Source organism: Vibrio alginolyticus NBRC 15630 = ATCC 17749 (assembly GCF_000354175.2).
Taxonomy (GTDB): Bacteria; Pseudomonadota; Gammaproteobacteria; order Enterobacterales; family Vibrionaceae; genus Vibrio; species Vibrio alginolyticus.
The window spans coordinates 98,449-113,264 of sequence record NC_022359.1 but is presented as its reverse complement, the minus strand read 5'-3'; the positions used below and the strand labels follow the sequence as shown (position 1 = coordinate 113,264).

General features: G+C 45.0%; 13 protein-coding genes. 6 read left to right on the top strand and 7 right to left on the bottom strand.

Translation table 11 applies throughout. The features are described 5' to 3' along the window. The gene (locus N646_RS15820; RefSeq protein WP_017820503.1) at positions 1–573 is read left to right on the top strand and encodes an Lcl C-terminal domain-containing protein; all 573 of its coding nucleotides are present in this window, start codon (positions 1–3) and stop codon (positions 571–573) included. A gap of 101 nt (positions 574–674) precedes the next feature. Here the strand turns inward: N646_RS15820 and N646_RS15815 are convergent, their stop codons facing one another. After that, positions 675–2,318 carry a methyl-accepting chemotaxis protein gene (locus tag N646_RS15815; RefSeq protein ID WP_005375152.1) on the bottom strand — a complete coding sequence of 548 codons (1,644 nt, stop codon included), beginning with the start codon at positions 2,316–2,318 and terminating at the stop codon, positions 675–677. 330 nt (positions 2,319–2,648) lie between these two features. Between N646_RS15815 and N646_RS15810 the strand changes: the two genes are divergently transcribed. From N646_RS15810 to N646_RS15790, 5 genes are all read left to right on the top strand, one after another. Next, entirely contained in the window at positions 2,649–3,470 is an 822-nt protein-coding gene (locus N646_RS15810) for a phosphate ABC transporter substrate-binding protein (protein WP_005375153.1), read from the top strand. Positions 3,471–3,570: 100 nt separating this feature from the next. Further along, the gene (gene pstC / locus N646_RS15805) at positions 3,571–4,503 is read left to right on the top strand and encodes a phosphate ABC transporter permease subunit PstC (protein WP_005375154.1); all 933 of its coding nucleotides are present in this window, start codon (positions 3,571–3,573) and stop codon (positions 4,501–4,503) included. Positions 4,504–4,525: 22 nt separating this feature from the next. Beyond that, the gene (gene pstA / locus N646_RS15800) at positions 4,526–5,389 is read left to right on the top strand and encodes a phosphate ABC transporter permease PstA (protein ID WP_005383923.1); all 864 of its coding nucleotides are present in this window, start codon (positions 4,526–4,528) and stop codon (positions 5,387–5,389) included. Between the two features lie 60 nt (positions 5,390–5,449). Further along, positions 5,450–6,199, top strand: coding sequence for a phosphate ABC transporter ATP-binding protein PstB (gene pstB, locus N646_RS15795; protein ID WP_005375156.1), 750 nt, complete (start codon positions 5,450–5,452; stop codon positions 6,197–6,199). Between the two features lie 327 nt (positions 6,200–6,526). Then, complete coding sequence (locus tag N646_RS15790) at positions 6,527–8,650, top strand: sensor domain-containing diguanylate cyclase (RefSeq protein ID WP_049812045.1); 2,124 nt, start codon at positions 6,527–6,529, stop codon at positions 8,648–8,650. A gap of 129 nt (positions 8,651–8,779) precedes the next feature. Here N646_RS15790 and N646_RS15785 read toward each other — a convergent pair whose 3' ends face one another. From N646_RS15785 to N646_RS15760, 6 genes are read right to left on the bottom strand one after another with little or no spacing between them, the layout of a single operon-like run. After that, positions 8,780–10,426 (bottom strand): BatD family protein, encoded by a 1,647-nt coding sequence (locus tag N646_RS15785; protein WP_021035858.1) that lies wholly within the window; start codon positions 10,424–10,426, stop codon positions 8,780–8,782. 4 nt (positions 10,427–10,430) lie between these two features. Then, positions 10,431–10,616, bottom strand: coding sequence for a hypothetical protein (locus N646_RS24990; protein ID WP_017820500.1), 186 nt, complete (start codon positions 10,614–10,616; stop codon positions 10,431–10,433). After that, complete coding sequence (locus N646_RS15775) at positions 10,613–12,379, bottom strand: VWA domain-containing protein (protein ID WP_021035857.1); 1,767 nt, start codon at positions 12,377–12,379, stop codon at positions 10,613–10,615. Before N646_RS15775 ends, N646_RS24990 begins: the two co-directional genes overlap by 4 nt. Then, positions 12,372–13,376: a vWA domain-containing protein gene (locus N646_RS15770; RefSeq protein ID WP_017821863.1), complete on the bottom strand. Its 1,005-nt coding sequence runs from the start codon at positions 13,374–13,376 to the stop codon at positions 12,372–12,374. The genes N646_RS15775 and N646_RS15770 overlap by 8 nt, the downstream gene beginning before the upstream one ends. After that, positions 13,369–13,845, bottom strand: coding sequence for a DUF4381 domain-containing protein (locus N646_RS15765; protein WP_017821862.1), 477 nt, complete (start codon positions 13,843–13,845; stop codon positions 13,369–13,371). The genes N646_RS15770 and N646_RS15765 overlap by 8 nt, the downstream gene beginning before the upstream one ends. Positions 13,846–13,882: 37 nt before the next feature. Next, positions 13,883–14,809 carry a DUF58 domain-containing protein gene (locus N646_RS15760; protein WP_017821861.1) on the bottom strand — a complete coding sequence of 309 codons (927 nt, stop codon included), beginning with the start codon at positions 14,807–14,809 and terminating at the stop codon, positions 13,883–13,885. Between the last annotated feature and the right edge of the window lie 7 nt (positions 14,810–14,816).

Here is a 14,816-nt window from a genome sequence, read left to right as displayed (position 1 = left end):
ATGAAGAAATTAATAACTGTACTATCTCTTGCTTTGGCTTCTCAAACTGTAATGGCTGCACAAGAGTGTTCTACTGACTTTGCTAAAACGGCACCTAACACGCGTTATACATATTCTGAGAGCGGTACCGTAACTGACCTGAAAACAGGTCTAACATGGATGCGTTGCCCTGTTGGTTCAACGTGGAATACGGCAAACGAAGCTTGTGATGGCGCTGCGACTAAGATGTCATGGCAGTTAGCGCTATCAACCGCTGAGCAAATCCGCAATGAATCAGGTAATCATGCTTTATATGACTTCGCTGGCAAAAAGAATTGGCGCATACCAAACATTAAGGAGTTAGTCGCGTTGACAGAACGTGCTTGCCATAGCCCTGCTATGAACGGCACTGCATTCGCAAGTGGCTACACGCTAGAGGTGGGTGACTATGCTGGTTACATCTGGAGTAACACACCAAACGGTGATGGCTCAAACGTTATGGTGTTTGATTCATTTAATGGTGAGGTTTACAACTGGAACCCACTAGAGTCAACGAACATTTCCTCTGTTCTGCTGGTTACTGACGAGGAGTAATCACCCCGTTGGATTTTCACGAATCCAGATGTTAATAAGCTCCGCCAGTGCGGAGCTTTTTCTTTTCTAACCTTTGGAACTTATCGTGTTGAGCAGAGTATTTAAACTTGGAACTGCTTAAGTTGATGTTTTTGATTTTCTGCTAAACCAGACAACTCTTGCGCTGCCGCGGCGGATTGCGTAATGCCAGTGACGTTCTGGCTCACTAGTTCATAGATGTTCGTTAAGTTGTTGTTGATATCAGCCGTAACCTGTTTCTGCTCTTCTGATGCGGTCGCAACTTGAGTGTTGATTGAGTTCAGATCGGCGATAGCATTACTGATATTAGCAAGTGATTGGCTAACTTCTTGTGTAAGAGCTTGGTTGTCTGACAACATGGCTAAGCTGGAATGCATACTTTCATTTGCGTGACCAGATTGTTGCTGTAGCTCTTCTATAATGGTTTGGATCTCTTTGGTGGACTCCTGAGTTCGCGCTGCCAGCATACGTACTTCATCGGCCACTACCGCAAAGCCTCTGCCACTTTCGCCCGCCCGTGCAGCTTCAATCGCTGCATTCAGTGCAAGTAGATTCGTTTGCTCAGAAATACCTTCAATCACTTCGATCACGCGACCAATGTGTTCTGATTGATCTTTTAGCGAAGTCACGACGGCAGCGGCTTCGTTAAGTTGTTCCGCCATCTTTTCACTTGCGCGAGTACTTTCCCCAAACATGCTTATACTTTGTGAGGTTAACGTACGTGCTTGATTTGATGCACTATCGGCTTCTTGTGCATTGGTCGATACTTCAGCTGCGGTCGACTCTAGCTGATTGATCGCCGAGGCTACTTGCTCAACTTCTTGCTTTTCTTGATCCGAGTTGACGCTGCTTTGAGTCATAACAGTTGCTAACTCGGTTGATGCTGATGCCACATCTTCACTAATGCGAACCAATGCGCTTACAGTTTCACGCAGTTTTTCTATGGTCTGGTTTACATCCCGAGCCAACTGAGACACTTCGTTTTTCCCGATGGCTTCGGCCTTAACTAGTAGGTTTCCCTTCGCGACTTCCTGCATCGTTACTTGAAGGTTACGAATCGGCGCAACGATGTAGCTGGCGAGTACCCAACTAATAAGTGAAGCGGCACTCAAGATCACCGCAAGCGAGACGGCGCTGTAAGTTAGCGTGGTTGAATGTTGTTCGCCATTCGTTTCGACTTCATCGGTGACGATTTGATTCAATTGTTTAGATAGTTTGTCGATGGCGTTGATCATCGCTTCGCCAGCTAATCGATACTCAGCCATTGCAGATTCGTACTTTTGATTGAAATCAGAGGTGGTGTAATCAGAAGAGTGTTTAGTGGTGAGCAGAGGTGTCATGGTAACGCGAGTGAAATCAACATAGTGATTCATGGCTTTACGCATAGCATTGACTTCATTTTGAACGCCAGGGAGATTGTCGATGGAGTTAAGAAAATCGCGGTTTTTGTTTTGTCGCTCAGAAAGCTCTTGGTTGAGAGACTGAACATCTTCGGCTCTAAATAGACTATAAATGGCTTTGATGCGCATGGCGTAAGTGTTGTCTACGATGCCGCTAAGTTCCTCTTTGTGAATGATTAGCTTATGGGTGGAAGCCGAAACCTTATTGAATGCTTGATCGAGTTTACCGATTCCGACACTCAGTCCAATGATGAGTAATATAACTGTGAATAGAACAGGCAGAAAAACCTGAAGTTTAATAGAAAGCGTACTAAGAAATTGACGCATGAGATTGACCCTCTATCGGTTTGATTATTATCTTTTTTATAAATAAGCATTTCGATTTTAATTGTTACATTTGCCAAATCAATGAGTTACTCATATCTAATTGTTATGAAATGTACCAAAATCGATGGGGTTATCATCTTGAACATGAGGCAACTTATAAAAACGTTACGTTCAAATTGAGAGAGGGATAAGTCGCGGAATTAATAGTTAGAAATGACAACGTGTCATAGAGGGTTCAACTAAGTGAAACACAACTGTCATATTCAAATTCTAAAGTGAGCACCGTTCAAGTGAAACACAACGGCAATAAAGCCACTTAAGGAAATTGTGATGAAAAAGACAGTAATCGGTGCAATCGCACTTCTAGGCGCAATGGCAGTGACTCCTGTTTCTGCTAAAGAAACTATCTCTGCAGTGGGTTCTAGCAGCGTAACTCCACTGATGGAAGTTTTCTCTGAAACGTACATGAAGAAGAACCCTAACGTATTTATCGAAGTTCAAGGTCCTGGTTCTTCAGCTGGTGTAAAAGCAGCGAAAAATGGTTCAGCAGACCTTGGTATGTCTTCTCGTAATCTAAAAGACTCTGAAAAAGAATCAACACTAATCGAAGAAGTGGTTGCTCGTGATGGTATCGCAGTGGTTGTTAACCCACAAAACAAACTGCCAGGTCTAACAGCCGAGCAAGTGACTGCAATCTACAAAGGCGAAGTATCAAACTGGAAAGAAGTCGGTGGTGCAGACAAGCCAATCGTAGCCATTACTCGTGACACGGCTTCTGGTACTCGTGGCGCATTTGAAGACATCATGTCTCTAAAAATGAAGATTTCTGGTAAGAAAGTATCAGCTATCTCTCAACGTGCTCAAGTTGCAAACGGTAACGGCGCACTGAAAACAATGGTTGCATCTAACCCATACGCAATCGGCTACATTTCTCTTGGTACTGTAGACAACACTGTTAATGCGCTAGCAATCGACGGCGTTGATGCAACGGTAGCTAACGTTAAAAACGGTTCTTACAAAGTAGCGCGTCCATTCCTTGTTCTTTACAAAGAAGGCAAGCCATCAACAGAAACGCAAAAATTCCTAGACTGGATGCTAACTGACGAAGCGCAAGCGCTAGTTGACCAAAAAGGTTACATCTCAGTTAACTAATCCCATCGGGACTCTAAAGTTTGCTCAGCCCAACGTTTCGGGCTGAGCCTTTTCTATCCATTGTGTTCAACGGCATTGCCCAGAACCGTGAGATTTTTAAATGACCATCGCAACAAATAGTGAAAAGCTTATGAATACTGACGCTAGAGCTATCAGCAAGTCAGGCCTACGCGAGAAGCGTCGTGTAGACTGGAAAGAGCGCATCTTCCACGGCTTGTTCCTAACGAGTGCCGTAATCGGCATTGTTTCATTAGCCGTTATTGCATACTTCATCGTTCGAGAGAGTATTCCGGCATTCCAAGAAGCAGGCGTATCGGGCATTGTCTTAGGACAAAACTGGTTACCACCTGCGCTTTACGGTGTCGCCACCATGATTGTGGCATCTATCGTATCGACGGCTGGTGCTGTCATTGTTGGGGTTCCAATTGGTGTTCTGACCGCCATTTTTATCGCTGAAATCGCACCAAAGCGATTAGCAGACATTATCCGTCCAGCGGTTGAGCTGCTAGCCGGTATTCCTTCAGTGGTCTACGGTTTCTTCGGTCTGGTTATTATCGTTCCATTGATTCAGAAAGTATTTGATGTACCTGCAGGTAACACTATCTTGGCCGGTATTATTGTTCTTGGTGTGATGATTCTACCAACAGTAATTACGGTATCTGAAACGTCTATCCGCGCTGTCCCTCGTACTTATAAAGAAGGTTCTTTGGCACTGGGCGCATCGAAAATCTACACCATCTTTAAATTGCTCGTTCCAGCGGCTCGCTCAGGCATCATGACAGGTGTGATTCTGGGTATCGGTCGTGCATTAGGTGAGACCATGGCGATCATTATGGTTATGGGTAACGCGCCGGCAATGCCAGAAGGCATCTTGGATTCGGCTCGTACACTAACTGCAAACATCGCTATTGAAATGTCTTACGCAAGTGGTGTTCACGCGAACGCACTTTACGCTACAGGTGTAGTACTTCTGGTCTTCATCATGTCGTTGAACGCTGTACTACTGTACCTAAACCGAGAGAAAGCGAAGTAATCGCTCGTTAAAGGTGACTATTATGGATCGCGCAAAACTGAAAAAAGCACGCCAGTTCAAAGATAATGTCTTTAACGCATTTGTCTGGATCTCGGCAGCACTAACGGTAGGTTTTTTGTTCTGGATTATCTGGTACATCCTATCAAACGGTCTACAACACGTAGATTGGAACTTCATTACTGATAACTATACGCGTACAGGTGAAGAGCATGGTATCTTCCCAATGATTGTGGCGACCATTTACATGGTTATTGCTTCTATCGCAGTGGCAGCGCCACTCGGTATCATGACGGCAATCTACTTGACCGAATACGCGAAAGTGGGCAGTCGTTTGGTGAAAATCATCCGATTCTGTACCGAGTCATTGGCGGGTATCCCGTCGATCATTTTCGGCCTGTTTGGTATGACTTTCTTCGTGGCGATTCTTGGCCTTGGCTTCTCGATTCTGTCGGGTGCATTGACGCTAAGTATCCTAATCCTGCCAGTTATCATCCGTACAACGGAAGAAGCGCTGATGGCAGTACCACAAACGTACCGTGAAGGCTCTTATGGCCTCGGTGCTTCTAAGATTTACACTATCTGGCGTTTGATTCTTCCGAGCGCAATGCCAGGTATCTTAACCTCGGTCATTCTAAGTATTGGTCGTGTCATTGGTGAGTCTGCTCCAGTATTCCTGACAGCAGGTATGGTTGCACGTATTCCGGATTCTTTATTGGATTCAGGTCGTACGCTAACCGTTCACCTATACAAACTGACTACCGAACTGTTTACCGTTGAAGAATGGAATCAGGCTTACGGTACGGCAACAGTGCTTATCGTAGTTGTTCTCTTGATCAACATGGTAACGAAACTGATTGCTAGACGTTTTAACACCGCAACTTACTAACAACACTAATTAAGAACGCACGTTAAAAGACACGAATTCAAGAATTAAGAGATTAAGACAATGAACAAATTTGATATTGAAAACCTAGACCTATTCTACGGTGACAACCAAGCACTGAAATCGATCAACTTACCAATTCCAGTTCGCCAAGTGACGGCACTTATCGGCCCGTCAGGTTGCGGAAAATCAACGCTTCTACGCTGTTTGAACCGAATGAATGACCTAATCGAAGGCGTGAAAATTACAGGTAAATTGGCGATGGACGGCGAAGATATTTACGGCAACATTGATGTTGCTGACCTTCGCATCAAAGTCGGCATGGTATTCCAAAAGCCAAACCCATTCCCGATGAGCATTTACGAGAACGTGGCTTACGGCTTACGTGCTCAAGGTATCAAAGACAAAAAGACAATTGATGAAGTGGTAGAGCGTTCGCTGCGCGGTGCTGCACTTTGGGATGAGGTGAAAGATCGCCTTAAATCACACGCATTCGGTCTTTCTGGTGGTCAGCAGCAACGTTTATGTATTGCACGTACAATCGCGATGGAGCCGGATGTGATTCTGATGGATGAGCCAACGTCGGCACTTGACCCAATTGCGACACACAAAATCGAAGAACTGATGGAAGAGCTAAAGAAGAACTACACCATCGTTATCGTGACTCACTCAATGCAACAGGCGCGTCGTATCTCTGACCGCACTGCGTTTTTCCTAATGGGTGAACTGGTTGAGCACAACGATACGCAAGTGATCTTTAGCAACCCTCAAGACGACCGTACTCAAGGCTACGTAAATGGTGATTTCGGTTAATCCACCGTATTTACAAGCATAACTAAATAACTATAAGCGATGGTAACTTTGCCCCTCTTGATGAGGGGCCTTTTTCTTTTTAAGTCGTAGGCTTAAAACATCTACCAACACAAAAATCTTGTAAATAAGTACAACTTTCCTCCCCAGTTTATAAAGCATGTAACTTATGTGAAACATGGCTTTAAAAGTGCTGAAGAGCTCTCGAATGTAACACTAAGTCTGATAATTTTGCGAATGACTTAACAGCTCAAATTTGAACGTATTGATTGCATATCATGGCCTAAGTAGTTTTTTATCGAGGATAAAAAAGTAGATTAGGTTGGTAGGGTGAGTTTAAGAAGTTTTACAAGAAAAGTGTCTTCAACGAGGGACCATCGGTTGCTAGCGGAGGCAATCTTTGATCATTTAGAGAGTCTGTTCTCCCCTCAAGCCCTCGCTATTTTTGAAGATCCTTCAATTAACCCTCGTCATTCGATGAGCTTCTCTCGCGGAGAGCTTTACCCAACCCAAAACTATCCTGAGACATTCTGGGAGTGGGCAAGTCAGTTTGACACCTCTGAAAGCATCATACCTCTGGCGATCAACACTTGTAACTGGAATCACACCCGAGATTTAGGCGGTGATAGTTACATCATGATGCTCGACAACACGCCTATCAAACGTACCTACCTACTGATTCAATCTGTACATGCTCGCACAGCACATAATATCTATGAAGAAAGTTACGACGCAATGCAGCTCGCAGCGGCGCGTTGGCAATGTATTCGTGCTGAAAAAAATGCCTCGAAAGAGATCAGGCACAGAGATATTCGTGAAGCGCAATATGTTGATGAGATTAGCCAACGCGAGCGCTTTATCGAAAATATGAAGTTAGTTCAGCAAGTTGCACTCGAAATCTCTAACCCTGATTCTTTAAAGGACTTGTACTACAAAGCCGTCGAAGCGTTACGTGAACGACTTGGGTTTGATCGCTCTACACTGATGCTTCTCGATATGAAAAAGCGCAGCTTCAGTGGTACATACGGTACGGATGAGTCAGGAATTACGATTGATGAATTTCACACACAATACGATTTACACCAACTTAGCGAGGAGTATATCACCGCGTTATCTAGCCTCGAGAGCAACTTAGTTATTGTAGAAGACGCGCCAATATACACAGCAGGCAAGGTCATCGGGCAGGGCTGGAATGCGATGTTGATTTTACGCGATGGCAATGAACCGTTTGGGTGGTTCGCGCTAGATAACTTTATTCATCGTAAGCCGATAACGGCATATCAAAAACAGATGTTGGACTCGTTTGGTTCACTCTTCTCTCAAATTTACATTCGTAAGCGCCAAGAACAAAACGTACGCATGCTGCATTCAAGCATGGTTGAGTTATCACGTTGCACTACTGTCAGTGGAGTATGCAAATCGGCCGTCACTTTCGCCATTAAAAATCTTGGTATTGATCGAATGGCGGTGTTTTTAACTGATGAAAATTGCTCTTACATGCAAGGAACGTGGGGTACCGATATTCAAGGTAATGTGGTGGATGAATCTTACTTCTTTGGCGAAACCCAAGATTTCTCTCTTATAAATCTGGCTCGCTCAATGCCAAACGAAGTCGCATTTGAAGAATCAGTGCCTATTTATCATGACTGTAATATTGTTGGCTTTGGTTGGGCTGCGATGACGGTATTGACTTCAAATAGCAGTGGTCCTATCGCCTTTATCGCTGTTGATAATTTGCTGACACGTGCGCCCTTAACTTCTCAGTTACGTGAAGTGATTCGTATGTTCGCGTCCAGCTTAGCTGAAGTATTGCAACGTACTCAAGCTCAAGAGGCGATTCGCGAACTAAACGAAAACTTAGAGCTGGAGGTTCAGAACCGAACAAAAGAGTTAGAGGAAGCCAATCGACAGCTTGAGGTACTTTCTAAGCTCGATCCTTTGACGCGTCTTGGTAATCGCCGCATGTTAGAACATGTGATGCAAAAATATTGTGCCCTAGAGTATGAAGACGACATGTCGTTTGGCCTGATCCTGATTGATATTGACCATTTTGGCTTATTCAATAATCACTATGGTCATCTCGAAGGCGATATCGCATTGATGCGAATTGGCTATATCTTGGATCATCATACCAAAGGTGAAGATGAAGTTTTTTGCCGTATCGGAGGTGAGGAGTTTGCATTGCTCATGATTGGTTCTGAGCAAGAGGAGGTTCGACTGAGAGCAGAGTGCATTCGTCAGTGCATCGAGGGCGAGGGGATAAAGCATCGACATAACCCAGAAGGGGAGTTACTTACCGTTTCAGTCGGTTACTCCTGTTATAAAGCGAAAGGCAAAGACTTTAATTTCGACCATTTATATCAGTTGTCGGATAAGGCACTCTATCAAGCGAAGAATCATGGGCGAAATTGTGTAAGGCGATACGAATACGAGCCCCAAGTGTTTGTTGAGTGAGTGATGTTCATAAGAGCAACTTGATAGGGAAGGGGGCGGCGGTTGGTGCTCTAGATAAAACCGCTAAAGCAAATTTGGCCGGATAAGAGAATTGGCAGCTCATGAGAGCTGCCATTGTTATCTAGTTATTTATAGCTTTTCGAGCTGGTGGTCGGTTTTTGTTACGTTTGCTTTGCCAAGGTTTTGAATTTTCGCTAGCAGCGAATCAGGGCTCCAAGGTTGTTGGTTAGCACTAAAATACGCTTGATTCATGGCATTAAGCTCTTGCTTAATTGCTTGTACGTCGCCAGGGTTTAGCCTGTCTTGATGAGTGGTTAAATACTCATTTACAGAGCGTTCAATTTTCGCAGCATCGCCCTCTTCGATGACTTTTTTTAGCGCGTCGATGCAAAGTGGTTGTTCAGTATTTGAAACCGTTCCACTCGCTGTTATTGACCGCTTTTTCCATGCCCAAATAGCGATTCCCAATGTCATTATCCAAAGCCCTAGGAAAACAAAGGTTAATGTTCGCCAGAGACTGTTTACATCGCCGCTTGATTCAGGACTAGGGGCTGGCACTAAAGGCGCTGAAAGAGGCGATTCCGGCAACGTGATTAGCCCAGTGTCATTTTTCTCTACGTCTAATGTTAGCTCTGGTAACGTTGTTTTCTTCGCTTCATCATTTTGACTGTCCCACCAGTTCACGTCGTATCCTGGTAAGGTATATTTCCCGGCCTCTGTAGGAATAATGACTTGCTTCACCGTCATGGTAACGGTGCCATCTCTTCCGCTATCGAACTTAGGTTGTTCGGGATACACGCGCAGTGAACTCGGGTAACTAATATTGACTCGTGGCAGATATTCGGCTTGTGTACCGCGAGCCTTAACTTGAATGGTTCGAGTGAGTGAAGAACCTTGCTTTACTGTGTTGATCGCGTTAATCGACAGTAGATTACCTTGATCGTCTTGCCAGCTCTGTGTCATTTCTAACGCTGAAGCAGGAAGCCATTCACCTTTAAATTCGCTCGGAATCGGTTTGACCGTGATTGGCATGCGTTCCGCTTTGGTGTTGATAGGCATTATTTTGGTTGAGCCCGTCAAGCTGTCGCCATAAATATAAGAACCGGTCAGTTTAGGACCTATCAAGGTATAAGTGCCTGGTTGATTGGCCGTTAGGCGAAACGACTGCTCTATGACCGCTACTTCTAACCCATTTAAGATCTTCTGTCTTTGCTGTAAGCCACCCAGTGCCTCAAGCTTCATGCCTTCAATTTGCGGAGGTACTATTTGTGGGTTATCTAGGCGTCGAGTGTCCGCTTTGATTAGAAGCTGTATACGTAATGTTGCAGATTGCTGAGGGTAGAGCGTACTGTTGTCGACCGTAATATTGAAGCTAAATAGATCATCAAGATTGGGGTCTGTTTGGCTCGCGTTGACACGTAGTTTGATCGGCTCCGTTTTCATACCATCAGCGGAAAAACTTGGAATAGTCAGAACACCTTCTTTCATTGGTGCAATTGAGATACTCCACTCGGTACGCACTGATTTTCTTCCGTTAATGTTATTGCTAGAGCGGCCATAACGAGGTTGACCCAAGAAGAAGTCTTTCTCTAGAACATTGAAGTCGATTGAGTCTGAGCTGAGCTCAGTATCTGAAATGATTCTGAGGTTAATCACTTCATTCTTGGCTACTTGTGTTTTATTCACACTAGCTTGAAGTGTCTGTGCCATCACCGAGAAACTGGATATCAGGCTGGCCACAAAAATAAAGACCAGTTTTACGCCTTTGTTCATCACAGGCTTACCACTCCTTTTGAGATTGTTGTGGAGGTTGTTTTTGTTGCGCTTGAAGTTGCATTTGCGCACGGATCAAAAAGCTTGGGTCGCGAGCACTTTCTACTGCTTCTAGTCGACGGAACTCAGGATCATCCTGATGCATTTTTTCGGGATGCGCTTTAGCCTGTATTGGTTCACCTTGATCCTTCACTTGCTTGTCATCTCGTTGCGGTTGATGTTGTTCCGTTTTTTGTTTTTCTTTTTATTTTTAGAATCTTGCTGATTTTGTGACTGTTGTCCTTGCGCTTCTTTCCCTTCGTTTTGAGACTTTTGTTGCTGTTGCTGTTGCTGTTGCTGTTGCTGTTGCTGTTGCTGTTGCTGTTGCTGTTGCTGTTGCTGTTGCTGTTGCTGTTGCTGTTGCTGTTGCTGTTGCTGTTGCTGTTGCTGTTGCTGTTGCTGTTGCTGTTGCTGTTGCTGTTGCTGTTGCTGTTGCTGTTGCTGTTGCTGTTGCTGTTGCTGTTGCTGTTGCTGTTGCTGTTGCTGTTGCTGTTGCTGTTGCTGTTGCTGTTGCTGTTGCTGTTGCTGTTGCTGTTGCTGTTGCTGTTGCTGTTGCTGTTGCTGTTGCTGTTGCTGTTGCTGTTTTAGCTTTTCTTCTACAACCGATAGGTTTTTCTTCGCGGCTTCAAAGTTAGGCTTTTCCTCTAGCAGTTTTTTATACAAATCAGCCGCATCTTCTAATTGACCATTTTGAGCGAGCGAGTTGGCGAGGTTATAGCGGCCGTTAAGGGAGGCATCATGAGAAAATGCTTCGATAGCGGCTTCGTAGTCACCTTTTTGATAACTGGCGGCTCCTTTCCAGCTTGGGTTTGTAAATAGGTTTTGCGCCTGTTCATACTCACCTTGCTTGTAGAGTTCCGCTCCTTGTTGGTCGGCATTTAAGAACGGATTAGCTTCTGCATGCGGTGTCCACGTTACTGGGACTACAGTCGCAACTACTATCCAAATCAGGCCGCGTCGAAACAGTAAAGCCGCAGGAAGAAGTAACAACGGCAGTAACCAAAAGCCACTGTTGAGACGAGAATCAGTTTTAACTTCTTCGCTTTGGGTCGCAGAAAGCTGGCTACCAATGTTATTGGTAAAGGCCGCGATGTTTTCAACATCACGGTTGGTGTGCTGAATAGGAACAAATAGACCGCCAGTTTTATTCGCTAGCGTCTGTAGGTTTTTCAGGTTTGTTTTCGCTACGACGGTTGTGTCTTGTGCCGTTTTTAGCAGAGAGCCATCGGGCAGCGCGATAGGCGCACCGTTAGGAGTCCCGACGGCAAGAACAGAAATGCGAAACTTTGTACCTTGGACTAAATCTAACGCGCGAGACAGCTCTGACGTATCAAGATCATCCGCTAACACGATGATATCGCCTTGTTGCGTGCCGGCTTGAGAAAACTGGTTGATCGCAAGTTCAATCGCGGCAGGCAGGTTTGCCCCTTGAAAAGGCATCAGCTCTGGCGACAAATTTTCGATAATGCCCGCAAGCGTACTGGAATCAGTTGTCAGTGGACTTAAGTTATAGGCATCGCCAGCGTAAGCAATAAGTCCAGTGGCTCCCTCTTTCCATTTTGGCAGCAAATCGAGCGCCTTATAACGTGTTTGTGCTAGCCGATTGGGTTTGATGTCTGTAGCAAACATAGAGCGAGACATATCAAGTACCAAGATACGGTTTTGGTTTAACTCAAAGCTTGGTCGAGCATTGGACTGCCAGCTTGGCCCCGCTAATGAAATGCAAGTTATTGCCCAAGCTAAACCCCATAGAGTGAAGTAATGCTTAGACTGCGTGTTTTGTCCGAGCATCCGCGATAGGTGAGGGGCAATCAGTGTGGACTTTTGGGCTCTAAATTTGTGATTAAGCAAGAGTGCTATAGGGATCACGATGAGCCCCAAAAGCCAATAAGGATTGAGGAAAATAAACTCAGCCATGTTTTCTCCTTAATAGGAATAACAATACCGATAATACAAATGCAGCGCTTAATGGATATGGAAACCATTCAGACTGTGGGCGCCAAGTTTGTGTGTCGCTAGATACGGGTTCTAGCTGGTTGATTGTGTTATAAATCTTTTCGAGCTCTTCCGTATCTCGCGCTCGAAAATATTGTCCACCTGTCACCTCTGCCACTTTAGTCAGTGTTTGTTCATCTAAGTCGGCTGCGGTGTTGACTTTGCGAGTCATGAAAAACTCTTTCACCATCATTTCACCAGCGCCCACGCCCACGGTGTAAATAGTGGCGTTGTATTTTTTCGCAATTTCCGCTGCTTCTAGCGGCTCGAGCACCCCTGCAGTATTGCTGCCGTCACTGAGCAAAATCATGACTCGTTGGGGAGCATCACTGTCTACAAAGGTTTTTGTGCCTAAACCAATACCATCACCAATGGCGGTTCGTTGACCAACCAAACCGATGACGGTTTGATTAATCTGTTGCATGACGCTTTTTCGGTCTGCAGTGAGTGGTGTTTGCAAATAAGCATGGTCGCCAAACAAAACAACTCCGAGACGGTCACCTTTTCTCTTTGCTACGAAATCAGACAGAACTTTTTTGACTGCTGTGAGGCGATCGATATATTCGCCGTTGAGTTCCATGTCTTCCTGCTGCATCGAACCGGACAGATCGACGACTAACATCAAGTCCCGATATTTGGGTTGGAATTCAACGGGATCACCAAACCAAACTGGACGTGCACAAGCGACGACAAGAAGGCCCCAGATCGCGATTGAAAGCGCTTTTTGCAGCGCTTGCTTAGGTTTGCTGCTATTCTCATTAGTCGGTAAGTACGCCAATTTGATCTCGGCTTGTTGAGATTCTTGTGGCAGGAACTTGTATACCAGCCAGGGGATGGGCAACAAAAACAGTGCCCACCACCAGACAAATTCGATGTTTAGCCATTGGGCAAGATCGGTTATGAGTGTTTGCTCAGTCACGGTTATTTGCCTTTTTCTTTGGTGGCAAAGCGTAGGTTATCCAAAAGACACAATCGTCTACCAAGCTTTGATGCTGCCCTTGGGAAGAATTCTGATACAACGCTTCTTGCCATTGATGTTGTTTGTCTACGAATCGACTTTCTTTGGTATGGCTATCGAGAAATTCATACCAAGCGATTCCGGTTAATGGTGCGATCTCTTCACGCGGAAAGTAACTCAATGCTGCCTGGCGCAATATTTCCAGAGCAGAAGAGGGGGTATGAGGCGCGGTAGGTTGAGTTAAAAGTGTTAATGCTGTCTTTTTTGCGCGTAAGTGTTTTTTACGCCATCTCACATAAAGACAAATGCCGAAAACGAAGAGCAAGGTGGCTGCAAGCACCACCCACCATCCCCAAGCGAGCGGAAACCAATCCGGTGCGTTTGGCAAAATCAAAGGTTCAAGGTCTAGGCTTTGGTTGTTTGTTGTCATTATTATTACTGCTTAATAAATACTGCTTGTCAGTTTGTTAGCTTAATTGTGAAATTAAGGGCCAGCCACTTGATAGCGTGTTAAATGGAATTGCTATTGAATGGCATTGCTGCTTAATGGTTTCTTGATGTTGGGTAAAATGGCTTTCGAGTTCTCTTCGTTGTCCTTTAGAGCCAAAGTTAAACCATTGACTATGCAGCCCATCCGAAGCTTTCACTTGACCTCTAAAGTCTGTTTCGCCTCTTTCTAACGGATCATAAAACTGAACAGCCCTTACGCTATTGTGTTGTTTGAGTCGACGTAGTTGTGCCAGTTCCGTTGGTATTACGTGGGCAAAATCACTGAGCATAATCAATTCGCTGCCTTTTGGGGTGAGCGTATGAAGTGTCTCCAATACTTGTGCATACGGCAGTGTACGAGTGTCGTTGCTTGCAGTACGAGTTACTTGCGCATTATGTATGTCGACTATGGCGTTAAGAATCCGCAGCCCTTGTCTTTGTAAAGAAGAGGGGCGAAATTCAAGACATTGATGTCCGTCATCAATCACTGCGCCGATGCGATCTTTTTTAGCTAGAGTTAGCCAAATTAGAACACTGGCAAAGTGGGCCAATTGAACGGATTTGAGTACATACTTAGATCCAAAATGTAGACTAGAACTTAGATCAAGATAAAGAATGACCGCTTGCTCTTTATCTTCTGCAAACAACTTCGTATGTGCTTTACCGGTCCTAGCGGTGACTCGCCAATCAATGCTGCGAATATCGTCGCCAGGTTGATATTGGCGCACCTCCATAAAATCCATACCTCGCCCTTTTTGGCGACTGGTATGGTTACCACTCATCTGCGACCAGAGACTCTGTGCTGGTGGTAACCAACGTACAGATTGAGTGCGATATTGGAGCAGCTCTTCAAGGGTTAATGTCACCCCATTCGCATGAGGTGGTAATGAATGTGTAGCGGACATATCACTC

Excerpts from the sequence above, each read along its gene's own strand:
- N646_RS15760 (WP_017821861.1), bottom strand. The coding sequence starts at position 14,809 with ATGTCCGCTACACATTCATTACCACCTCATGCGAATGGGGTGACATTA.
- pstC (WP_005375154.1), top strand. The coding sequence starts at position 3,571 with ATGACCATCGCAACAAATAGTGAAAAGCTTATGAATACTGACGCTAGA.
- N646_RS15775 (WP_021035857.1), bottom strand. The coding sequence starts at position 12,379 with ATGGCTGAGTTTATTTTCCTCAATCCTTATTGGCTTTTGGGGCTCATC.
- pstB (WP_005375156.1), top strand. The coding sequence starts at position 5,450 with ATGAACAAATTTGATATTGAAAACCTAGACCTATTCTACGGTGACAAC.
- N646_RS15815 (WP_005375152.1), bottom strand. The coding sequence starts at position 2,318 with ATGCGTCAATTTCTTAGTACGCTTTCTATTAAACTTCAGGTTTTTCTG.
- pstA (WP_005383923.1), top strand. The coding sequence starts at position 4,526 with ATGGATCGCGCAAAACTGAAAAAAGCACGCCAGTTCAAAGATAATGTC.
- N646_RS15810 (WP_005375153.1), top strand. The coding sequence starts at position 2,649 with ATGAAAAAGACAGTAATCGGTGCAATCGCACTTCTAGGCGCAATGGCA.
- N646_RS15765 (WP_017821862.1), bottom strand. The coding sequence starts at position 13,845 with ATGACAACAAACAACCAAAGCCTAGACCTTGAACCTTTGATTTTGCCA.
- N646_RS15820 (WP_017820503.1), top strand. The coding sequence starts at position 1 with ATGAAGAAATTAATAACTGTACTATCTCTTGCTTTGGCTTCTCAAACT.